The organism is Pseudomonas laurylsulfatiphila, from assembly GCF_002934665.1.
Taxonomy (GTDB): domain Bacteria; phylum Pseudomonadota; class Gammaproteobacteria; order Pseudomonadales; family Pseudomonadaceae; genus Aquipseudomonas; species Aquipseudomonas laurylsulfatiphila.
The window spans coordinates 646,107-667,300 of record NZ_NIRS01000002.1 but is presented as its reverse complement, the minus strand read 5'-3'; the positions used below and the strand labels follow the sequence as shown (position 1 = coordinate 667,300).

Annotated in this window: 18 protein-coding genes; 8 read left to right on the top strand and 10 right to left on the bottom strand. The window is 59.8% G+C overall.

Annotated features, from left to right (window positions below; all coding sequences use genetic code 11):
• Window positions 1-51 precede the first annotated feature (51 nt).
• On the bottom strand, window positions 52-504 hold the full coding sequence (locus CD175_RS08760; protein WP_104448559.1) for a thiol-disulfide oxidoreductase DCC family protein: 453 nt from the start codon (window positions 502-504) through the stop codon (window positions 52-54).
• 188 nt (window positions 505-692) lie between these two features.
• Between CD175_RS08760 and CD175_RS08755 the strand changes: the two genes are divergently transcribed.
• Together CD175_RS08755 and CD175_RS31410 are read left to right on the top strand one after the other, a co-directional pair.
• Window positions 693-1,172 (top strand): NUDIX hydrolase, encoded by a 480-nt coding sequence (locus CD175_RS08755; protein ID WP_104448558.1) that lies wholly within the window; start codon window positions 693-695, stop codon window positions 1,170-1,172.
• Between the two features lie 49 nt (window positions 1,173-1,221).
• Window positions 1,222-1,410 carry a hypothetical protein gene (locus tag CD175_RS31410; RefSeq protein WP_146094562.1) on the top strand — a complete coding sequence of 63 codons (189 nt, stop codon included), beginning with the start codon at window positions 1,222-1,224 and terminating at the stop codon, window positions 1,408-1,410.
• 132 nt (window positions 1,411-1,542) lie between these two features.
• Here the strand turns inward: CD175_RS31410 and CD175_RS08745 are convergent, their stop codons facing one another.
• From CD175_RS08745 to CD175_RS08710, 9 genes are all read right to left on the bottom strand, one after another.
• Entirely contained in the window at window positions 1,543-2,025 is a 483-nt protein-coding gene (locus CD175_RS08745; protein WP_104448556.1) for an HIT family protein, read from the bottom strand.
• An 84-nt stretch (window positions 2,026-2,109) separates the two neighbouring features.
• A complete protein-coding gene (locus CD175_RS31035; protein ID WP_146094561.1) occupies window positions 2,110-2,517 on the bottom strand; it encodes a hypothetical protein in 408 nt (135 codons plus the stop codon).
• Between the two features lie 71 nt (window positions 2,518-2,588).
• Complete coding sequence (locus CD175_RS08740) at window positions 2,589-2,930, bottom strand: YciI family protein (RefSeq protein WP_104448555.1); 342 nt, start codon at window positions 2,928-2,930, stop codon at window positions 2,589-2,591.
• Window positions 2,931-3,131: 201 nt separating this feature from the next.
• A complete protein-coding gene (locus CD175_RS08735; RefSeq protein WP_104448554.1) occupies window positions 3,132-4,061 on the bottom strand; it encodes an AsmA family protein in 930 nt (309 codons plus the stop codon).
• Between the two features lie 233 nt (window positions 4,062-4,294).
• On the bottom strand, window positions 4,295-7,390 hold the full coding sequence (locus tag CD175_RS08730; RefSeq protein ID WP_104448553.1) for an efflux RND transporter permease subunit: 3,096 nt from the start codon (window positions 7,388-7,390) through the stop codon (window positions 4,295-4,297).
• Window positions 7,387-8,499: an efflux RND transporter periplasmic adaptor subunit gene (locus CD175_RS08725; RefSeq protein WP_104448552.1), complete on the bottom strand. Its 1,113-nt coding sequence runs from the start codon at window positions 8,497-8,499 to the stop codon at window positions 7,387-7,389. Before CD175_RS08725 ends, CD175_RS08730 begins: the two co-directional genes overlap by 4 nt.
• A 30-nt stretch (window positions 8,500-8,529) precedes the next feature.
• Entirely contained in the window at window positions 8,530-9,993 is a 1,464-nt protein-coding gene (locus tag CD175_RS08720; protein ID WP_240628951.1) for an efflux transporter outer membrane subunit, read from the bottom strand.
• Between the two features lie 172 nt (window positions 9,994-10,165).
• Window positions 10,166-10,381, bottom strand: a complete 216-nt coding sequence (locus CD175_RS08715) for a hypothetical protein (RefSeq protein ID WP_104448550.1) — start codon at window positions 10,379-10,381, stop codon at window positions 10,166-10,168.
• Window positions 10,382-10,495: 114 nt separating this feature from the next.
• The gene (locus tag CD175_RS08710; RefSeq protein WP_104448549.1) at window positions 10,496-13,393 is read right to left on the bottom strand and encodes an AAA family ATPase; all 2,898 of its coding nucleotides are present in this window, start codon (window positions 13,391-13,393) and stop codon (window positions 10,496-10,498) included.
• Between the two features lie 385 nt (window positions 13,394-13,778).
• Between CD175_RS08710 and mhpA the strand changes: the two genes are divergently transcribed.
• The 6 genes from mhpA (at window position 13,779) to CD175_RS08680 (ending at window position 21,166) form a co-directional block, all read left to right on the top strand.
• A complete protein-coding gene (gene mhpA, locus CD175_RS08705; RefSeq protein ID WP_104448548.1) occupies window positions 13,779-15,437 on the top strand; it encodes a bifunctional 3-(3-hydroxy-phenyl)propionate/3-hydroxycinnamic acid hydroxylase MhpA in 1,659 nt (552 codons plus the stop codon).
• A 2-nt stretch (window positions 15,438-15,439) separates the two neighbouring features.
• Complete coding sequence (locus tag CD175_RS08700) at window positions 15,440-16,087, top strand: TetR/AcrR family transcriptional regulator (RefSeq protein WP_104448547.1); 648 nt, start codon at window positions 15,440-15,442, stop codon at window positions 16,085-16,087.
• 250 nt (window positions 16,088-16,337) lie between these two features.
• On the top strand, window positions 16,338-16,952 hold the full coding sequence (locus CD175_RS08695) for a TetR/AcrR family transcriptional regulator (protein ID WP_104448546.1): 615 nt from the start codon (window positions 16,338-16,340) through the stop codon (window positions 16,950-16,952).
• Window positions 16,953-17,038: 86 nt separating this feature from the next.
• Window positions 17,039-18,130, top strand: a complete 1,092-nt coding sequence (locus CD175_RS08690) for a VOC family protein (RefSeq protein WP_104448545.1) — start codon at window positions 17,039-17,041, stop codon at window positions 18,128-18,130.
• Between the two features lie 175 nt (window positions 18,131-18,305).
• Window positions 18,306-19,262: a fumarylacetoacetate hydrolase family protein gene (locus CD175_RS08685; RefSeq protein ID WP_104448544.1), complete on the top strand. Its 957-nt coding sequence runs from the start codon at window positions 18,306-18,308 to the stop codon at window positions 19,260-19,262.
• 2 nt (window positions 19,263-19,264) lie between these two features.
• A complete protein-coding gene (locus CD175_RS08680) occupies window positions 19,265-21,166 on the top strand; it encodes an acyl-CoA synthetase (RefSeq protein WP_104448543.1) in 1,902 nt (633 codons plus the stop codon).
• Window positions 21,167-21,194 lie beyond the last annotated feature (28 nt).

Below are 21,194 nucleotides of genomic sequence, written 5' to 3'. Positions count from 1 at the left end.
TATAGCTTCAACCCGAGTATTGATCCAGCTCGTCACGTCGCCTCAAGGCGTTCACCGGGGCGCTTTCAAAAAGCGCTGTTCATGATCTGGATCCGGCAACAGACAGGTGTCGTACTTCCCGAAGAGCCGATAACGATTGAGCGCAATGCGGTCGTAGGCCCAATCTCGAAGTGGGCGAGGGATGATGCGCAACAGGTTCACGGGGCGCCAGATGGCGGGCAACTGGGCAAAGATTTCGAAAAAAGCTTGGGAACGCTCCCAGTAGTATCGGTCGCGGATCACCGCCATGCTGTGGAATTGATCCATGGGCAGACCTGCCCAGGCGAGCAGCGTCTGCCCCTCGGGTGACTGAACCGCCGCCAACCGCACGCGCCGCTGACGGTCATGGCGAATCACGAACCTCACCCAGCCATTGCACAGCTTGCAGACACCGTCGAACAACACCACCGTCTCTCCGGGTTTGAGCAGCGGCGCGGGGGAGGGGAGGATTTTCGAGGCTGGCATGAGCGTAGGTCCAAGGGCGCCTGGGTATCCCGGATCATAACCGCGTGCCGGCGTTGAAGTCTGCATTTGGCTGATTGCTCTCGGTCACGATGCGGAGCAATCGACAACCCAACGCGGACATCCAGAATCTGGTCATGGAGGTAGGGGATGGCGGTATCATGTGATGCGCAGTCGATAAGGAGATCGCTATGACACCCAACAAAGCCTGCCCCGTTATTCTTTTGAATTCGTCGGTCCCACGCATTCTATTGTTCCGTCACCCACTGGCAGGCGTGCAACTGGTCAAAGGTACAATCGAGTCCGGCGAAACGCCACCTCAGGCCGCGCTACGCGAATTGAAAGAGGAGTCCGGTATTGCTGCCACGGTTGTTTGTGATATGGGCTGTTGGATTGCTCAGCATCTGGATCAGATTTGGTCGTTTCAACTTTGTGAAGCGCAAGTACAGTTGCCAGAGGAATGGACTCATTACACGCTCGACGACCATGGCCACGCCTTTAGTTTTTTTTGGGCATCCCTTGATGATTTACCATTTACCGAATGTCATCCGGTCTTTTATCGAGCATTGATGCATGTGAAGTCTACGTTGTCGAAGGGTGGTTACCTGAAGTCCCCAACATCAATCCCCGAGACGACTATCCCCGACTTGAAGGCTCCAATGATGCTGTGACTAGAGCGTCTGCTTCTAGCCAATTTTTTACCGGGCCATGGCCATCTGCATGTGCAATCTGGGTGCGTCTCTGGTGATCATGATTACACTGGCCTCGTTGCCGGGGACCATCAATACTGGCGGCCTGTCGCACGTCACTCGCGCAGTGTTGCTGGTGGCTTTGCCAATTCCCTTGCTCATCGTTTTCTATTCGCTGCTTGCTAAAACAGTACGCAAGCGGGTCAGTGATCCACAGTAAACCTGTCAAATGAAACGGCCGATGAGGCGATTTCTCCTGTTTCGCCAACAACTCGGTGGATGACTGTTTTTGGCCGATTGTGGTCTGTCACCAAGGGTTGATTTTCGAGCCGAAGCGGACAGGCTCGTGGTCCTATTTGAATGATTCGCGAAAATCATTAATGACTTGGTTGATGGAAGGTCCTTGGGTGGCTGGTGGCTCCGGGCTCTCCCCAAATTCGCGCCAGATGAACAGTGTCAGTTCTGCTCCGTCAGTCAGTGATTGAGCGCTTTCCACTGTAGCGAAGGTCTCCAGGAGTCTGTATCTCGCATCCTTCCAGAACAGCTCTTCGACCCAGTGATACACAGGGATGAAATGGAAATGAATGGGATAGCCAGGGTCATGGCCGAATCGACTGATGTAGATCCACTTCGGCTTTAGTCGCGATTCAATGGCTTTCTGAACTGCTGCGAGCAGGCCACCCAACTCTGTCAGGGCACTGCCCGGAAGGTCGGCCAGCGAGTTGGCGTGAGTCCGCGAACCGAGCATCAAATAACCAGGGAGCGCGGATGACATGTGATGATTGAGTATCCAATGATCGGTTTCATGAATGATGAACCGTGGTGCAATTTCCATGTGCGTTGATGTCCTTCGGCGATCGGTCACACAGAATATCAAGGCATCATGGTTACGTCCGCTCCTGGCCGAATGCTGCAGTCCTTAAAAAAGCCTGGTGATTTCATTCAAGATCCGATCCTGGGTTTGAGTACTTGGCCTGTGGCGATAAGCTACTGCGAGAAAAGCAACGCCTTCGTAGTCGCAGCGAATCGAAAAAGTCATGCCTTCACGCAACCCATAGACTGATCTTTCTCCTGCTTCAACAAAATATCTCGCTTTTGTAAGAGCCGCTCTGGCGTGCTGCAGGCAGCCCGTTTGGCTAAGTGAGTGTTGTAGCCAACTCGTTGTGATTCGCACAGACGACGTCTCGCTGTCATCGACAGGGGGTCGAGTAATTTCTTTAGTCGCTGCAGTCATGTTCTCGTCGCTGGTGCAAGCGGTCAGCCCCATTGAGATAACACCCAGTAAAAAACCAAGACGAACGCTTGAATGCTTGAGTGGATTTCGCATGGTGGGGCGTACCTGTGATGATCTGCAATGAATGAAGTGTCAGGCCGCACTTGCCGGTTTCAGTGCTGCCCTCAGGACTGCGGGTCGAACCCGAAGACGCGCAGTTCCTGGGCGCAGCGACAGGCCTTGGCGATGCGCGCCGCCCACGCGATGGCCTCATCGCGCGAAGGCAGTTCCAGCACAGTGAAGCCGCCGTCGAGCGTGGGCGCCCAAGGATAGCCGCCCATTGCAACCGCGCCGTCGGCAGAGACGAGTATGGGCGGTACGTAGTTGTCGATTCCGCCGCCGAAGACATAGACACCGGCGGTTTTCGCCTCATCAATCACAGCGTGTGAGTCGCGGCGCACCGCTCCCCATTCGCCTTCGGGCACAACCATCGCCGCGCTTGGAAAAGAGATCAGGTATTTGGCCACGGTGCTTCTTCCGGGAATTGATGGCGGTCGTGATGCCTGTGGGCGGCATGCACCGTCCCATGGGCTCGCTGGCTGCTCGGGCAAGCGTTTAAAGGCTAGCGCATTGGGCCGCCGCAAGGCTGCCGCTCGTCGGCGATAGCTGCCGGTCAAGTCGAATGCAAACAGAGGCTCAAGTGGCGTGCAATTTCACCCCATAGAGCTCTAAAACCCAGGCGGCGGCGGAAAAGGCAAAATACCGGGTGGAGGTGATTTGATCCGTGGCGGTTCGGGTAAGGTCGGCAGACGACTACTGATAGGTGGTTCAGGAGGAGATGGCAGGATTTTTTTGCCAGGAAGATCTGGCGGGGGTAGTACCGGTTTCGCACTTGAGAGCGCGGATGAGAGAGATGGCTGAGGCAAAGGCGGCGGCGCTGGCAACTTTGGTAGTGCACGTTGAGGCGGGGGCAACCGCTCAACAACGGATTTGATCTTCTGGACTATAGCTTGGACGACTACCTGTTTGGCCGCATCCGCCAGTTCCTCGGATATGGCGCGAATGATTTCGGGCAGGGTGGCACCGTCGGTGGTCACGCCGATGTTGGAGAGATACAGCGGAGGAAGCGGTACGGTAAGCCTGTCTGCGGATAACGGGATGTTCAGTGAAATCGCCCCCCCCATTATGGTCAGGTCGCGAATGATGACCTTGCGCATGGAGTTTCCCGCCCGAATAGCGGCCGGTGTGCCGGCGTAAAACCGGGCATTCTGCTTGATGGTCTCCAGGTTACTCGTGGCTGTCGGATTTTGTGCCTGGTAAGTGATCTGCGGGGCAATCAAGGTCGCGGTTTCTACGACGATGGGGCCACTGCCAAAAAGGGAGCTACGTTCCACTTGTAGGGCGATACGGTTCACCACGACAGCATAAGGCGATGAGAAATTATTTGGGTTGCCTACGGTAAGCCCATCTAGCGTGCCAGCACCTGTAAAAGGCGAGAATTGGACACTGCCCACGAGCACTGAAGTTTGGGTGGCCAGCCCACCTTCGTTCTCGACGGCAGATTGGATAGCGGGTTCGAACTGGGTCAAGAAAATCCCCAACGCAGTACAGGCCGCGGCGACCAAGGCAATCAGGGTTACCCCTAGAATTTTCCACATGGTGTTGGTTGTTCCATGAAGACGCGCACCAGGCTTGCCTTGAGCGCTCTGGTTGAGCTCTCAAGGCAAGCCTGGTGCGCGGCTGGGTAAAAAATGAGATGGGGCCTGTTCGACGACGCTCAGATTGATGATGAATGCGTAAAACAGAGCCACAGAGGTCGGATCGTTCCTTACCGGCGGAAATTGCACGAGCGACCTCCAGCGGCAAGGGCTCGTGCATTTCCGGCCCCTTGCTACTCAGGAACCAGGGAGGTGTCTGCCATCACCCGCTGGGCGTCAGCCGTTACGCCGCGACGTACCTTGAACCATGCGGCGTACAATGCCGGGACGAAGAAAATCGTTAGCAGCGTCGCCACGGTGAGCCCCCCCATAATCGCAATCGCCATCGGCCCCCAGAACACACTTCGCGTGAGCGGGACCATTGCGAGGACGGTGGCCAGCGCCGTCAGCATCACCGGACGCGCTCGGTGAATGGCGGCATCCAGCACAGCATTCCAGGGGTCGCGGCCCTCAGCGATCTCGATTTGTATTTGATCGATCAGAATCACCGCGTTTCGCATAATCATGCCACCCAGGGCGATAATGCCCAGGATCGCGACGAAGCCTAGCGGCGATTGAAATACCAGCAGCGCCGGCACCACACCGATCAAGCCCAGCGGTGCGGTCAGCATCACCATCCACATGCGGGAGAAGTTCTGCAGTTGCAGCATGAGCAACAGCAGGATGGTGATCAGCATCAACGGAGCCACCGCGAGCAGCGCCTTGTTGGCCTTGTCACTTTCCTCAACCGCTCCGCCTGTATCGATGCGGTAACCGGTCGGCAGCTTGGCTTCAATGTCCTTGAGCAACGGCTGGATTTCCTGCGTCACCGATACACCTTGCTCTCCATCCTTCACGTCGGCGCGCACAGTGATCGCCATGTCGCGGTTACGGCGCCACAGTACTGGCTCTTCCAGTTCAGCGCGCACCTGGGCGACTTGCGACAGCGGCACCACTGTGCCCTGGCGTGTGTAAAGGTTGATGTTTTTCAGTGTGTCGAGGTTCAAGCGTTCCTCTGGCACGGCACGGGCCACGATGTCGATCAGGTCCTCGCGCTCACGCAGCTGCGACAGGGTTGCGCCGTTCATCACGGTCTGGGTCGCCAGCGACACGTCGGCCGGCGTGAGGCCAAGCGCGCTCGCCTTCTCCTGATCAAGCTCCACTTTCAGTGTTCGCACCGGGTCATTCCAGTCGAGCTGGAGGTCGCGCACCTTCGGATTGGACGCCACTACCTTCTCTACGTCGCGGGCGATCTTGCGCACCACCTGGGTATCGGGGCCTACGACGCGGAACTGCACCGGGTAGCCGACAGGCGGCCCCAACTCGAGCCGGGTCACGCGCACCCACGCCTGCGGGAATTGTTGGTCAGCCGAGGCCACCAGTCGCGCACGTACTCGCTCGCGTGCCTCCAGATTTTTGGTCATCACAACGAACTGGGCAAAACCCGGATTGGGCAGCTCGGGGTTGAGCGAGAGATAGAAGCGCGGTGCGCCAGCGCCGGTGTAGGCGGTATAGAAACGCACGTCCTCGTCTTTCGCCAGGATCTCCTCCATATGTTTGACCTGCTGGGTCGTCGCGGCGAACGAAGAGCCTTCCTTGACACGCAGGTCAATGACCAGTTCAGGACGCGAACTGTTGGGGAAGAATTGCTGCGGCACCAGCTTGATACAGGCCAGAGCGAGCACCAGAGCACCCACCGTCGCACCGATGACCACCCAGCGGCGCTCGATGGCGGCGTCGATCAGGCGGCGCAGGTTGCGGTAAAACCTGGTGTCGTGCGGATCAGCGTGCTGGTGCGTGCCCAAGTCGTTGGGCAGCATCTTGACCGCCAGGTACGGTGTGAAGATGCCGGAACAGATCCACGAGAACAGCACCGCGGCGCCGACGATCCAGAAAATGCCCCCCGCGTACTCGCCGGTGGTGGACTTCGAGAGGCCGATCGGCAGGAAGCCCACGACCGTGATCAGCGCGCCAGTCAGGCGCGGCATGGCGGTGGACTGATAGGAGAAGGCGGCGGCCTTCACGCGATCCATGCCGGTTTCCATCTTCGCCACCATCATCTCGATGGCGATGATGGCGTCATCCACCAGTAGTCCCAACGCGATAATCAGTGAGCCGAGCGAGATGCGCTCGAGGTTCCAGCCCATTGCCAGCATCACCAGCGCCACGCCGCCCAGCACCAGCGGCACTGTGGCCGCGACCACGAGGCCTGCGCGCCAGCCCAGACTGGCCAGGCTCACCGCAATCACGATGATCAGCGCCTCGGCCAGCGCACGCCCGAAGTCCAGGATTGCATCCCTCACCGTGGTGGGCTGGTCGGCCACGAGTTCCAGTTCCACGCCATGCGGAAGTTCCGACTGGATCCTGGCGACTGCCATGTCCATCGCCTTGCCAAGGTCCACGATGTTGCCGTCGCTGGTCATTGTGATGCCGAGCATCAGCACTGGCTGGCCGTTGTGGCGTACCGTGTAGGTCGGCGGATCCTCGAAGCCACGTGTAACGGTTGCGATGTCGCCGAGCTTGATCAGCCGGCTGCCCGCGGAGATGGGCACATTGCGGATAGCCTCTTCGCTGGCGAATTGGCCGCTCACGCGCACCATGACACGGTCGCCTCGGGTGTCGATCTGGCCTGCGGGCAACATCGCGTTCTGGCTCTTGAGGCTTTCGGCGATGGCCAGCGGTGTAATGCCCAGCGCTGCCAGGCGTTCGTGTGAGAACTCGACGTAGACACGCTTGGCCTGCTTGCCGATGAGATCGATCTTTTTGACCATCGGCACCTTCAGCATCTGGCGCTTGATGTCCTCGGCCGCGTCCGACAGGTCGGCGTGGCCGACACCGTCGCCCTTGACCGCGTACATCAGGCCATACACGTCGCCGTACTCGTCGTTGAGGATCGGGCCGATCACGCCGTCAGGCATCTCGAGGCTCAGGTCGTTGAGTTTCTTGCGCGCCTGGTACCAGGCTTCGCGCTGGTCAGCCTTGGAAGTCCCGCCGCGCACGGTGAGCGTCATGCCGGCATAGCCTTGCCGCGCGTAGGTGACAACCTTCTCGAAGTTGTCGATCTGCTCGAATTTCTTCTCCATACGGTTGAGGACCTGGTCCTGCAACTGCTGGGCAGTGGCGCCCGGCCAGATGACCATGGCGGTCATGGAAGGCACGGAAAAGTTCGGATCCTCGAGCTGACCGAGCCGGGTGAAGCTGAAGGCACCGGCCACCGCGACAATGAGGAGCATGAACAGAACGATGGCGCGATGGCGCAGCGCCCAGTCGGTGAGGTTGAAATTGTTCATCGAGTGGCCTGCTGCGTGGTATTCGCGTCAACAATCGCCGCGCCGGGAAGCGCGACCTTCAGTCCGGACGTCATCTTCTGGACACCGGCGGTGACGATCAATGCGCCAGCCTGCGGCCCGGAGACGAGCACCTGGTCGTTGCGGTAACCCCAAACTGCCACACGCTCCAGATCTACGATGCCTAAGGGGTCCTTGCCCGTGGGCGTGACCACCCACAGCGCCGGCTGACCGCCGTTCTGCGTCAATGCCGTGGCTGGCACTGCCGCCACAGATACACTGGTCATGACTCGCTCGGCCATCACCGTGGCGGTGGCGCCCAGCGGCAGTGCCTGTAACGGCTTGAGCCGCGCGCGATAGGTGCGTGTCTGCGCTGCCGCCTGTGGCGACAGCTCGCGCAGCGTGACATCGAAGATCTCGTTCGGCGCACTGGCCAGCGAGGCCTTGAAGCGCGCGTCCTTGAAGACAGCCAGTTGATCCTCGGGCACGTCGATGACGATCTCGGATTCGCCCGGGTTCGCGATCGAGACAACCGGTTGACCCTCCGGCACGACCTGCCCTGCCTCAAAGCGCACAGCCGTGACGACGCCGCTACGCGAGGCGCGCAGCACGGTGTACTTGAGCCGGTTGCGCGCGAGTTCGAGCTTTCGCGCTTCGGCCTCGGCGGTCGCATGCGCGGTCTGGGCATTGGTATGCGCGCGCTCGGCATCGGCCGCACTGACCGAGCCGTCAGCCTTCAGCGCGGACAGGCGCTGATTGTCCGAGTCGGCTTGGCGAGTCTGCTCGACGGCAACCGACCACTGTTGTCGCGACGTTTCTTCAGCGAGGCGGTAGTCGCTATCATCCAGCACAGCCAGGATGTCGCCTTCACGCACAAACTGGCCTACATCGACCTTGCGCTGGTCTACCTTGCCACCCACGCGGAAGGCCTGGTCAACCTCATGTCGCGACTGTACGGTGCCCACATAGCGACTGATGTCGCGGGCATTGTCGTAGCTGATTGCAACGGTGCGCACCGGTCGTGGTGCCTGCACAGAGGGCTGGTCGGGGCTACACGCGGACAGCATGACCGCTACGGCCAAGGCGCCGGCCGCAGTAAGGGAATTCTTCAAGACGGTTCCTCTTTGGAAAACGACAGATTCTTAGGAAAGTGGTGGCCGTTCGGCCTTGGCGGATGCGGTTGGGTTGGAGGGGTGTTCGAACACCTGCCAGCCCCCGCCCAGTGCCTTGTAGAGCTGCACGCTATCAAGCAGCAGGCGGGTGTTGCTTTCGTTGGAACTCAGGCGTGCCGCCAGGCGCGCGCGCTGCGAATCCAGCAGGGGCAACAGGTCGATCTGCCCGCGGTTGTAGAGCGACTGGGCGCGACTTTGCGCCGTCTCTGCGGAAGCGGCGGCCAATTGCAGCGACCCGGAACGGCGGCGTTCCTGCGCAAGCGTGACCAAGGCGTTTTCCACATCCTCAAGCGCACGCACGATGCCGTCTTCGGCGCGTAGTACTGCCTCTTGTTGAGCGCTTTCGGCCGCATCGTTGATTGCTTGCGTGCGTCCGGCGTTGAAGAGCGGCATTGCCAGCAGACCCGCGACATTGGTGAAGCGCGCAGCACCAAGATCGGCTCCGTTCAGGTTCAGACCCTGGCGGCCAAAGGACGCACCGAGAAAGAGTTGCGGGAACCACTCAGCTTTCGCTTGCTGACGACGTGCATTGGCAGCGTCGAGTTGAGCCATCAACGCCAGCACGTCAGGTCGGCGTTGCAGCAATTCGGCCGGCTGCCCGGGCTTGGCCTCAGGCACATCAGTCATATCGCCGCTCGAGGGCTGAATGTTGATGCTGTTGAAAGACTGGTCGGCGATCAACACCGCGATACGGTGGCGGGCCACCGCCACTTGGGTCTCCAACGGCGGAATCTGCGCCCGCGCCGACAAGGCGTCGGTTTGGGCGCGTTCGACGTCGAAGGCGGATGCCAGCCCCACCTGTTGACGTGCGGTAACCAAGCGCAGCGTTTCATCCTGCATCGCCGAGATTGCTCGTAGCGTTGCGACCTGGCGTTGCGCGCCGACCAGTGTGAAGTAGTTGCTGACGACATCGCTTATCACCAGCAGGCGTACTCCCCGCATGCTGTGTTCCGCGGCTAGCGCATCGGCGTCAGCCGCCGCCGCGCCGGCTCTAAGGCGGCCACTCAAGTCGAGTTCCCACGAGACGTCCAAGCCCGCACTGGCGGTCTTGATATCCGGATACCCCTGTTTTATGGCCGAATTGAAGCCGGTGCTGCGGTCACTGCCGGAGACCGACGCACCGACGCTCGGAAGTAGCCAGGACTGGCTGACCGTTTCTCCAGCACGCGCGGCACGCAACCGTTCGGCGGCAATCTTGACGTCGCGGTTCTCCCGCGCGGCTCGACGGACCAGGTCCGTCAGCAATGGGTCGTGATAGACCTCCCACCAAGCCGCCTCGGGCTCCATCTCGGACGCCGTACTCGCGGTGAAGTTACTCGGCAAGTCGACCGAGGGCTTGACAACCGGTGTGGAGCAGCCGGAAAGGGCGATGGCGATCGAAGTGGCCAAGGCTGCCGCCAGGGCGAACGCGGTTGGGCACTTGGTGCGTTGCAAGGATGTCCCATCCGCATGGCGGGGCAGCGGATGGGGGGTGGAAAGTCGCGGCATTGGAAATGGACTCGTGTAGTTCGAGGTGGCGTCAGCGTAGGGGGCTGCGTGCGCAAAGTCGTCAGCGAACCGTCAGCGTTCGGTCGCCATGCGCTTTGTCTGTCGATGCTGGAAAGGATCATTCACCATCGCTTTCTATCGCCTGCTCACCGGCTGCTGTCGCCAGATCCTCGCCAATCGACTCCAGCAACTCTTCGGCGCACGAGAACTCGCGCTGACGTCCGGTGACCAGGTTTTCGAGTCGGCCCATCAGGGCCTCCGGTCTGGCATCACTGCGCAGCTTGACGACGTATGCGCGGCGGCTCGGGTATTTGGATTCAGGGTTAAGGCTCATCGCAGACCTGGGGTTCTAGAAGGTTCGATGCCAGCGTAAGCCGTCCCCCTGGTTCGAGTCGTAAGCAAAAGGTCGGACTTCGGTCGGATGACCTGCGCTCCCACAACCGTCACTTCAACCCCGATTAGCAGCCTCAATCAGCGAGCGTGCACGTTTGACCTGTTCGGTTGCATGCGTTTCGGGTAACTGATCAATCAGCATCACCAATGCTTGGCGATCCGCTGGTACGGCGTCGTGGTACTCACATAATTCAATCAGCGCGAGCAGCTCCAGCCACAATGCTTCCTGGTCGCGTGCCTCTTCAATCGCAGCCCGTACCGCCGCGTTACCGGCATCCGACCGATCCTGAGCTCGAGCGATCGCGGCCTCCAACAGCAACAGCTGCGGCAGGTAAACGCGTTCGCCCAATTCCTCTCCCACCCGGAGGGCCTCCTGCAATTCAACGTGCGCTGCGTCGTAATCGCCTGTCAGTTGCAGCGCCTCGGCGGCGTAGCCGAGTACTTCGCTGGCACCGGAGCGCATACCGAGTCCAGTGTGTTCCTCGTAGGCCTCACGGATGTGACGGTAGCCGTCGTGAGGGGCACCGTTGCGCGCGTCGGCCCAGCCGCGCCACCAGCGGCAAGCCGTGCGCCCAAGCGCGAGCGAATATTCATCGACGAGCTTGTGCATGTCATCAGCCAGCGCTGCCACCCGCACAGAGTTTCCCAGTCGTACCTCGATCAACACCTCCTGCCAGGTAGCGACCAGCCATGTCATAGGTTGTCGAAGCGTATGCGCGCGGGTTCGTGCCTGCTGCATATGGGTTCGCCCTTGCTCAATCAGACCAGACCGAACCAGCTCGATGGCCAGCATTCCGTGCAGCATGACCTGGGGATCTGCCGCAAAGATCTCGTTTGTCCCTATGCCCAGCGGCTCGGCGATCGCGAGGGCGCGCTCTAACCAGCTGCGTGTCATTTTCGTGCGGCCCTGGAGGTGATGCACCTCGCCCTGAACGATGCATGCCGCCAGCATGAGCTCTTGGTCGTTTGCGTTAAGGGAGAGCGCTTCAGCACGCTCTGCCACGTCCAACGCCTGCAAATAGTCGCCGCGTAGACCGAGTAGATAGCCGAATCCGTGCAAAAGGCGACCGCGCATGGGGTGCTCGGGGACTTCCACTAGCAGGGTGTAACCCCGCTCGAAAGCGGCCTTGGCCTTGCTGCCGACACCGAACATGTGGAAAGCAGAAACCCCCTGCAACGTGGCCAAGGTAATTTCGAGCGTATCGCGTTCCGCTCCTTCGGGGGCCTGCATAAGTAGGGCCAAGGCGCGCTCAGTGAGGCCGATGCACAAGTCCGGGCTGAAGTGCAGTAGCGCGGCTTCTGCCGCCTCGGCGTAATAGCGCAGCGCGATCATCGGCAGCCGAGCACGGTCGAAGTGCATCGCCAGTTCCGAGGCCGCAACCGGCACACCGGTCGAGCGCTCGCGTTCGAGGACAGTGCCAACCTGGCGATGGAGATCAATGCGCAACGAACGCGGCGTGCGTTCGTACAGCACCTGACGAAAAAGGGCATGGCGGAACGAGTAAGGCAGCTCTACCGCTTCGTCAACATCGGGTGTCCGCGATTGTGTGAGCCATACCTGCTCACGCATCAGTTCCTCACAGGCACCAATCACCGAAGTGAGATTGCGCTCGAGGGCGAGCGAAACCGTCTCAATCCGGAAATCGGACCCGCACACCGCAGCCGCGCAGAGAAGTGTTCGTTGCTCGGGAGCCAGCTTGGCAATGTAGTGATCGATGATGGCCGCCAGGTTCTCGGGAACCGCCAGATCCGCCAGCCGAGCTTCGATGGTGGTTTCGTCCTCTTTTACATCCATCACTTCAGTGATGATTGAGGAAACGAACAACGGTACGCCGTCGGTCCGTTCGTGCAGGGCGCGCACGAAGGCTTCATCGCATGCCAGTGAGGCTGAACGCAGCGCCACATAGTCGGCGACCTCGGTTTCGGAAAACGGGTCGAGTACTACTTCCTCGCACAAGCGTTGCAGACGCAGTTCGTGACGTAATGAGCTGAGTGGATGTTCGAGAGCCACCACTTCGGCAAGACGGAAGCTTGATAGCCACATGAGCCGTGCGGGGCCACGGCGTCGCGCCATGTAGTTAATCAACTGAACCGTCGCCCGGTCGCTCCAGTGCAGATCTTCGGTTACCAGCAACAGCGGGCGCAGCTCTGTGAAGCGGTCCAACAATTCACCAAATTCCCTCAGCATGCGTTCCGGGCCGACGCCGGCCAGCTCGCGCCGCAATGTGTCTCGTTCCTGCGTGCTACTCAGCCACGGCAATTGCAACAGCCAGGTGGGTGCTACTTCGCGCAACAACGCTGGCAGGGTCGGGGCGCTGCGGCACAGATCGGCCAACGCCTCCAGTACCGGCAGGTACGGTTCGCCGGTGCCGAAGTGCTCCATGCAGTGACCACGTGCGCAAGCGATGCCGCCAAGGCCGGCGAGGAAATGTTCGATCAACGTGGTCTTGCCGATCCCCGGCTCTCCAGCAAGCAAGACCACGGCCCGCTGGCCGCCACCGGCCCGCTCCCAGGCCCGTTGCAGCCTGGCGATCTCGGCAATGCGACCGATGAATGACGGCAACGTAGGTGAGCTGGCTGCCAAAACGGCCGTGTCAGCAGGTGGCATCGAAGAAGCAGAGGACGACACGGAGAGAAAGCGATAGCCGCGCCGCGACACCGTCGCGATAAAACGAGGGTGCTTGGGGTCATCGCCCAACACCTTGCGCAGATCGCTGATGGCCGTTTTCAGGACTGAATCACTGACAAACCGATGCCCCCACACGGCATCCAGCAAAGCGTCTTTGGATACCAACGACCCCGGCTGCCGGGCGAGCACACATAACAATAAGAAAGGGGTCGGCGCCAATGCCACCGCTTGCCCATTACGCAACAGGCAAGCGTTGGCCTCGTCGAGCTCAAACTCGCCGAAGCCCAGCAGAACGGGGGTCGGATGGGACTGCGGACGCGCCACGGGTAATTCCTGAAAACTTAAAACAGGGTGCTGAAAATTCGCACGGGATCGGTCGTCTTCGACCTGGGTTCGGCCCGTCGCGGTGACGCGCTTCAATCATGGGCCATTGCTCCCATAACACCCCTGATCGACGCTGAAGCCAAGCGTCGTCGGTCGGAAACTGGCGCACCCACAACGTCATGTCACGAACCTTCTTTGCCTTGACGCGGCCAGTAACGCCCAGCCTCTCAGCTCGCCCGTTCGGCCTCATCACGGCTTTTCAATGATCGCAAATAATTATGACAAATACATCAATATTGAAATATTCCTCAATATTGCATACCTTGACCCTGCCTGACGATGAGACCTGTGCGCCTCACGACTTCAATCACAACAAGGGCTCAAGATGAACAACAACAAGAAAGTTTCCGAATTGCCTTCCTCCACCGTCGATGTACTGATCGTCGGTAACGGTCCGGTAGGGGCGACAATCGCGGCGCTGCTCGGCCGCTACGGGGTTACGACCCTGGTGCTGGACAAGCTCCATGACATCGTACTGATGCCTCGTGCCATTGCCCTGGACAACGAGGCCCTGCGCATCCTGCAACTCGCCGGATTGTCGGAGGACGCTTTCGAAAAGATCGCTATCCCTGAAGTGAGGATGCACTCTCCGGTCCTCGGGCAATTCGGTCGAGCCGATACTCAAGGGTGCATCGATGGCCACCCCAAGCTTGTGACGTTCTATCAACCCGACCTCGAACGAGCGATGCGTGGCCAGGTTTCCCGACTGAAATCAGTGACCAGCCTGGGTGGTTTCGAGCTGGAGAGTCTGGTCGAGGAAGCGGACGGCGTGGTCGCCACCGTACGGGATGAAAATGGGCAGTCACATGCCGTTCGCGCCCAGTACCTGATCGGTGCGGATGGCGCCAGCTCCAGGGTCAGGGCCCTGATCGGCCAGGAGTTCGAAGGGCAAACCTATGCGGAGGATTGGTTGATTGTCGATGCCAGGAACCGGCATCAGTCAGCCATTGATCACATTGAGTTTATCTGTGATCCACGGCGGCCCACGCCGCACATGCCCGCCCCCGGTGGCAGGGAGCGTTGGGAATTCATGCTGCAACCCGGTGAATCCCGGGAAGAGCTGGAAAGCCCGGAAAGCATCGCGCGGCTCATTGCGCCATGGGTCAATCCGCAGGAATTGGAAATCGAGCGCAAGGCGGTCTATCGATTCCACGCGCGTTGCTGCAATCGATTCAGCAAGGGACGTACCTTCCTCGTCGGCGACGCCGCACACATCACCCCTCCTTTTGTGGGGCAAGGTCTCGTCGCGGGCCTTCGTGATGGTGCCAACCTTGCCTGGAAGCTGGCTTGGGTCCTTCGTGGACACGCCGCGCCTGCGATACTCGATACCTATGATACAGAGCGCCGCCCGCATGCCCAGTCCATGATCAATCTGGCAAAGCTCATGGGCCGCCTGGTGATGCCAAAGAACAAGGTCGCCGCATTCTTCATCCATGGCCTGATGCGCACGCTGGCGTTGACCCCCGCGACCAGAAGGTACTTCGAGCAGTTGGACATCAAGCCGAAAAACACCTTCAAGCACGGCCTGTTCGTGCAGCATCGCAGGGGTGACCAGTTGGTACGTGGCAGCCTGTTTCCCCAGGCCTGGGTTCGCACCCTGCAAAAGCAGATCAAGCTGAGCGACGATGCACTGGGAGACAACCTGACCCTGGTTGGATTCGGTGTTGACCCGTTGTCGCTGCTCACCACTGATCAGATCGTTTCCTGGGAAAAAATGGGGGGCCACTTTCTGGAGGTCAGACCCCGGGGTCAACGTTCCGGCGGCCGTTGTGACTTCATCGAAGACATGAACCATGACATCCTGCCGCTGGCTGCAAAAGGAACACTGGTCGCCGTACGTCCTGACCGTATCATCATGCACCACGTCCCAGGCACAGAGGCCGGCAGTCTCCTTCGCGACTGCCGGGGCCTGCTGATGCGTGATGACGCCACGCCTGACCGCGTTTCCATTACTATCAACGAGCCCACCCGATTGCGAGCTTGATCATGGATTCCCCCACACTTTCGTCAGAAGATGCCGCGCCCCAACCTCTTACCAGGGGCTACAAGAAGCGTGAGCGCACCCGTCGCGGCCTGGTGGACGCGGCATTGCGTCTGGTTGCGCGCAAAGAGGTGGGGGAGATCGCACTGTTGGAGGTGGCCGCGGAAGCGGAGGTATCCAACGGGACCATCTACAACTATTTCCGCACGCGCGACGAAGTGCTGGAGGCGGTGGGCATCGCCATGGCCGCGGAGTTCTCTGACGCCATTTCCGTGTTGACCTCGGACGTGCAGTGCGGTGCGCAGCGGCTTTCGATTGGCGTTCGCATGTTTATCTGTCGGGCCGCTACCGACCATCAATGGGCAAGTGCGTTGCTGCGCATCATCCATTTCGATCAGGCAATGCGCTCGCGTCTGGCTACCCATGTCCTTGACGATTTGCGCGAGGGGCTGCGTGCGGGCACTTTCGCCTACGTGGACGAAGGCGTTGCCCTGGACATGGTCTTGTCATGCACCACGGGAGCAATGCGCTCGGTTGTCGAGGGCCGTGCAGCGGTGGAGCACGATCTGCGGGTCAGCGAAATGATTCTCCAGGCGCTGGGCGCAACACCTGCCAGAGCCAGGAAAATTACCAGCAAACCGCTTCCCGCCTGATCGGATGTCATCCCGACGCTGCCAGTGGCTATCAGGCCGAAGCCACTGTGCGGAAATACTGAACATGCATGTTCATTTACGTGCTGTGCGAAGAGCTCATTCTGAGCCTTTTATGGCTTAGTACACTCTGTTTTCAAGAGTTATAACGCTTTTCATGGGGATTGACGGATTTAATTCAAAAACCGCTGTTGACGCCAATTGAACACGAGTGTTCAATTGGCGTCATAAAGGTAATCCTGGAGAGAGAACCGTGGAATCCCTGAATCCAACGCAACGCCGCCTTCATCAAGCCGCTTTTCGCCTGTTCGCTGAACGAGGTACCTCGCAAGTGAACATCCTGGACCTTGCACAAGCGGCCGGCGTGGCGCGCGGAACGGTCTATAGCAACATCGACAACATGGAAAGCCTGTTCGAGGCAGTTGCCGGGCAGCTTGCGGCGGAGATGCATGAGCGCGTCAGCAAGAGCTTCAACTCCCTGTCCGATCCCGCTCAGCGGCTTGCCAATGGAATCCGCTTCTTCATTCGTCGAGCGCATGAGGATTCCCAATGGGGGGCCTTTATCCATAAGTTCGCCATGAGCACCCCGGCATTGCGCGAAATGTTCAGCGGCCAGGCGACGACCGATCTTCTGAACGGACTTTCCAGTGGGCGCTACACCTTTCGCCAGGAGCAATTGCTCTCGATACTGACGCTGATATCGAGCGGCGTCCTCGGCTCGATTTTCCTGGTGCTGGAAGGGCATAGAACGTGGCGTGAAGCGGGCTCTGACACGGCTGAGCTGGTGCTGCGGGCACTGGGCATTCCACCGCAAGAGGCTCGTGCGCTGGCAACCTCGGAGTTGCCGGTACTGCCGTCTCCAGACTGATCACGTAACCCACTCGACCCGATAACACCCCCTGATTTTTCAGGGGGCGGGATAGCTTTGCCTTAAAAAACCGGAAAACAACAACAATGACCCACAAAAAAGAACTGCACCGGCTGGCGACACCGCAACCGGTCCGGCATCCACAGCCGACAGTGAAGGCGCAGGATCTGACTCACCTGATCTTTCAACGGCCGGACTTGAACCAGGCGGCGTGCTTCCTGACGGACTTCGGCCTGACGGTAGGTCATCAGGACGCCGATACACTCTATCTGCGCGCTACTGAAGCGAGTTCATACTGCTACCGCGTCCAGCGTGCCGAGCAGGCACGGTTTGTCGGGTTCGGTTTGGCTGTAGAGTCTCTCGACGATCTGGAAAAACTGACTCAGATCCCGGGTGCGTCATCGATCGAGAAGTCGGAACATCCCGGTGGCGGGTATTGCGTCCATCTGAAGGATCCTTCCGGTTTCATCGTGGAGGCTGTTTGCGACCGGACGCCAGCCAGACCTTTGGAACATCGGGCACCTCTATCCTGGAACCTGGCGCAGCAGCAACCGCGGATCAACGCCACACAACGCCCGCCGATGGCTCCGCCTGAGGTACTCAAACTCGGTCATATCGTGATTGAAGTGGCCGACTACCAGTCGACCTGTGCCTGGTATACCCGGCATTTCGGATTTATTCCCAGCGATGTGCAGGTACTCCCCGACGGCTCGCCTATCGTCGCCTTCATGCGCCTTGACCTCGGCGAAACGCCCACTGCACACCATACGCTCGCGATAGCGCAGGGGTTCATGGCTGCCTATAGCCATAGTGCCTATGAAGTCGTCGATGCAGATGCGGTGGGCATGGGGCAGCGCGTCCTGCGGGAGCAGGGGTGGGAACACTCGTGGGGAATCGGCCGGCACATCCTGGGCAGCCAGATCTTCGATTACTGGCAAGACCCATGGGGCGATAAGCACGAGCATTACTGCGACGGGGATGTGTTCACGGCCACTCGGCCTACGGGCATCCATCCCGTGAGCCCGGAAGCAATGGCGCAGTGGGGGCAGCGCATGCCCAGGCGTTTCACAAAACCCAAGATGAGCTTCAGCAATGTGCGGGCGCTGGTTCGCAACCTGCGACGCAGCCCGGACTTGACGATTCGCAAGTTGATCACGCTGATGCGGATGTTCGGGTAGAGCCGCCGTCATGTCGGGCATCGCTACCCGGTCTAGCCGGCGAGACGTACTCAAAACCGGAGCCTTGATCGCCAGCGGCTCGTTGCTCTACAGCGTCGCCAGCCCACTCTCAGAACAACACCACAGTTCTCGCGCCATCGAGCGCGGGACAAACGCTGCCCCAGGAGTACCTTCAATGTCCGCTGTACACGTCGTCCGCTTTGAGTTTGAGAACGGTATCCACTGGGGCGTGCTACGCCAAGACCGTATCACGATTGTCCCGGGCACTTTTGAGACCACGGGTGACTTCATCTGCCAGAACAGTATCGACGACCTCGCTCAACTCGAAGGTACGCAGTTGGAGGCGCACGAAGTGAAGCTGCTGTCGCCGGTGACCCGCAACCAACAGTTTGTCTGCCAGGGGGCCAACTACCGGCAGCACATGATCGAGTCGGGCATGGACCCGGATGCGAAGAAATACAACATGATGTTCACCAAGGCGACCAGCTGCCTGGTGGCCGCAGACAGCGTCCTGATCAAGCCGCGCACCGTGCGCTTCCTTGATTATGAGATCGAGCTCGGGCTGGTGATGAAACGCGCAATCAGCGGCGCAGTGACCGTCAATGACGCCAACCTGCATGAGTTCGTTGCGGGTGTGGTCATTGTCAACGACTACTCGGCACGCGACATCCAGATCCCTCAGATGCAGTTCTACAAGGGCAAGAGCTTCCGTACTTTTGGCCCGGTCGGCCCATATCTCTGCCTGCTGGGTGCCCAGGACATGCATTACCTGAAAGCCTTGCAGTTGCGCCTGACGGTCAACGGCGAAGTCCGACAAAGCGACAGCACGGCCAACCTGGTATACGGCCCCGCTGAAACCCTGACCGAACTCTCCACCGTCCAGGATCTCGCCCCCGGCGACCTGATCGCCACCGGTACGCCTGCGGGATGCGCACTGACCATCCCTTCGCCGGCCAAACAGCGCATTGCAGCCCTGATGCCGGAAGCCACCAAATGGAAGCTTTTCCTCAAGGCGCAGGAAGGGCGGACGCAATATCTCAAGGCAGGCGACGTGGTCGAGGCGCGCATTCGCAGTGCCGATGGCGTGATTGACCTGGGCGTGCAACGCAACCGAGTCGTAGAGGAGGCCTGAAAATGATGGTGCGATCTCTGAGCGACATTGAAAGTATTGAGCAGGTCCCGCTGGCATTGCGTGGCTTGGCTTCAAGCACTTATGAAGCACTGACCCGGACAGCCGAGCTTGACCCCAACGCGCCGGCACTGAGTTTCTTCGCCGACGCTACCCGCTTCAGGAACACCCACCACTGGAGCTATGCCGAACTCGTCGAAGACATCACTCGCGCGGCGAATGCCTTCCACGACCTGGGCATTACCCCGGGTGAAGTGCTGGCCTTCATCCTGCCCAACCTGCCGGAAACCCACTTCACCATCTGGGGGGGGGAAGCGGCCGGTATCGTCATGGCGATCAATCCGCTGCAAGAGGCCAAACAGATAGCGGCCTTGCTGCGGGCCGCGAACGCCAGCGTGGTGGTCACGCTCGCGCCGACTCCGGGCAGTGACCTGTGGCCCAAGCTGGCTTCGCAGCTGGATCAACTTCCCCGGATCAAGCACGTCGTTTGGGTTGGCATGGGGCCCTACGTTGATGTAGCTCAACGTGAATCCCTGGAGTCCCTGGCAGAAAAAGAACGTGAGTTGCACAAGGGCACCACGATTCACGAATTACGCACGCTGATGGACGCTCAGCCAGGCACGCACTTGAAGAGTGCCCGGCTGTTTCGCCCGGGGGATCGTTCCTCTTACTTCTGCACCGGCGGTACCACCGGCCTGCCCAAGATTGCGATGCGTACCCATGGGGCGGAGGTCTTCAACGCGTGGGCCATGGCCACGCACATGCAACCACGCGGGAGTGGTCAGGTCATTTTCTGTGGGTTGCCGCTGTTCCATGTCAATGCACAGCTGGTGACAGGCCTGATGCCTTGGAGCCAAGGTGATCACGTCATCCTCGGCACGCCGCAGGGTTATCGCGGTGAGGGGGTGATGCCACGCTTCTGGGAGATGGTTGAGCACTTCGGCATCAACTTCTTTTCCGGTGTTCCAACCGTCTATTCCGCACTGTTGCAAAACGAGCTGGAAGGCCGTGACCTGTCCAGCCTTCGTTATGCCATGTGTGGCGCCGCGCCGATGCCGGTCGAACTTTTCCGGGCGTTCGAAGGCCGGACCGGGGTGAAGATCCTCGAAGGTTATGGACTCACGGAAGGCGCGTGCGTCTCCTCGGTCAACCCACCCCATGGCGAGCGCTACATCGGCTCCATCGGTATACGGATTGCCTACCAGGACATGCGCGCAGTCATGCTCGATGACGCTGGAGAGTATCTGCGCGACGCTGACCCCAGCGAAATTGGCGTGATCACCATCACAGGTCCGAACCTGTTCGAGGGTTACGTTGAGGAAAGCCATAACCGGGGCCTGTGGATCAACATAAATGGTCAGCGCTGGCTGAATACGGGCGATCTGGGGCGCAAGGATGAAAATGGCTACTTCTGGCTGACCGGGCGCAAGAAGGAGCTGATTATCCGCGGCGGCCACAATATCGATCCCAAGCAAATCGAAGAGGCTCTGCAAGCCCACCCGGCGGTGGCGTTGGCGGCGGCCATCGGCAGCCCGGACGCCTATTCGGGCGAAGTACCGGTCGCCTACGTGCAACTGCGACCAGGCCACGTCTGCAATATCGAAGAACTTGAGCAATTTGCTCAGCACCACATCAGTGAGCGGGCGGCCATTCCCAAGCGGATCGAAATCCTCGAAGCACTGCCATTGACGGCGGTTGGCAAAATCTTCAAGCCCGCCTTGCAGCAGCGCGAAGTGACCCGAACAGTTCGGCAGGAAGTGGAACGCATGTGTCTGAAGGACATTGCGGTCGAGGTCATTCAGCATGAACAACGTGGGTTAGTCGCGTGCATCCGGGCCGGAACAGATCAAGAGTCTTTGGCCCTCCTTCTTGGTCGCTATAGCTTTCAAGTGGAGTGGCTCAAATGATCCCGGCTTCATAAGTTCGGCACCTCGG

Bases quoted from the DNA above. Each gene is read 5' to 3' on its own strand.
- CD175_RS08690 (WP_104448545.1), top strand. From the start codon at position 17,039: ATGACCCACAAAAAAGAACTGCACCGGCTGGCGACACCGCAACCGGTC.
- CD175_RS08735 (WP_104448554.1), bottom strand. From the start codon at position 4,061: ATGTGGAAAATTCTAGGGGTAACCCTGATTGCCTTGGTCGCCGCGGCC.
- mhpA (WP_104448548.1), top strand. From the start codon at position 13,779: ATGAACAACAACAAGAAAGTTTCCGAATTGCCTTCCTCCACCGTCGAT.
- CD175_RS08685 (WP_104448544.1), top strand. From the start codon at position 18,306: ATGTCCGCTGTACACGTCGTCCGCTTTGAGTTTGAGAACGGTATCCAC.
- CD175_RS08680 (WP_104448543.1), top strand. From the start codon at position 19,265: ATGATGGTGCGATCTCTGAGCGACATTGAAAGTATTGAGCAGGTCCCG.
- CD175_RS08760 (WP_104448559.1), bottom strand. From the start codon at position 504: ATGCCAGCCTCGAAAATCCTCCCCTCCCCCGCGCCGCTGCTCAAACCC.
- CD175_RS08730 (WP_104448553.1), bottom strand. From the start codon at position 7,390: ATGAACAATTTCAACCTCACCGACTGGGCGCTGCGCCATCGCGCCATC.
- CD175_RS31035 (WP_146094561.1), bottom strand. From the start codon at position 2,517: ATGCGAAATCCACTCAAGCATTCAAGCGTTCGTCTTGGTTTTTTACTG.
- CD175_RS08755 (WP_104448558.1), top strand. From the start codon at position 693: ATGACACCCAACAAAGCCTGCCCCGTTATTCTTTTGAATTCGTCGGTC.
- CD175_RS31410 (WP_146094562.1), top strand. From the start codon at position 1,222: ATGTGCAATCTGGGTGCGTCTCTGGTGATCATGATTACACTGGCCTCG.
- CD175_RS08700 (WP_104448547.1), top strand. From the start codon at position 15,440: ATGGATTCCCCCACACTTTCGTCAGAAGATGCCGCGCCCCAACCTCTT.
- CD175_RS08715 (WP_104448550.1), bottom strand. From the start codon at position 10,381: ATGAGCCTTAACCCTGAATCCAAATACCCGAGCCGCCGCGCATACGTC.
- CD175_RS08745 (WP_104448556.1), bottom strand. From the start codon at position 2,025: ATGGAAATTGCACCACGGTTCATCATTCATGAAACCGATCATTGGATA.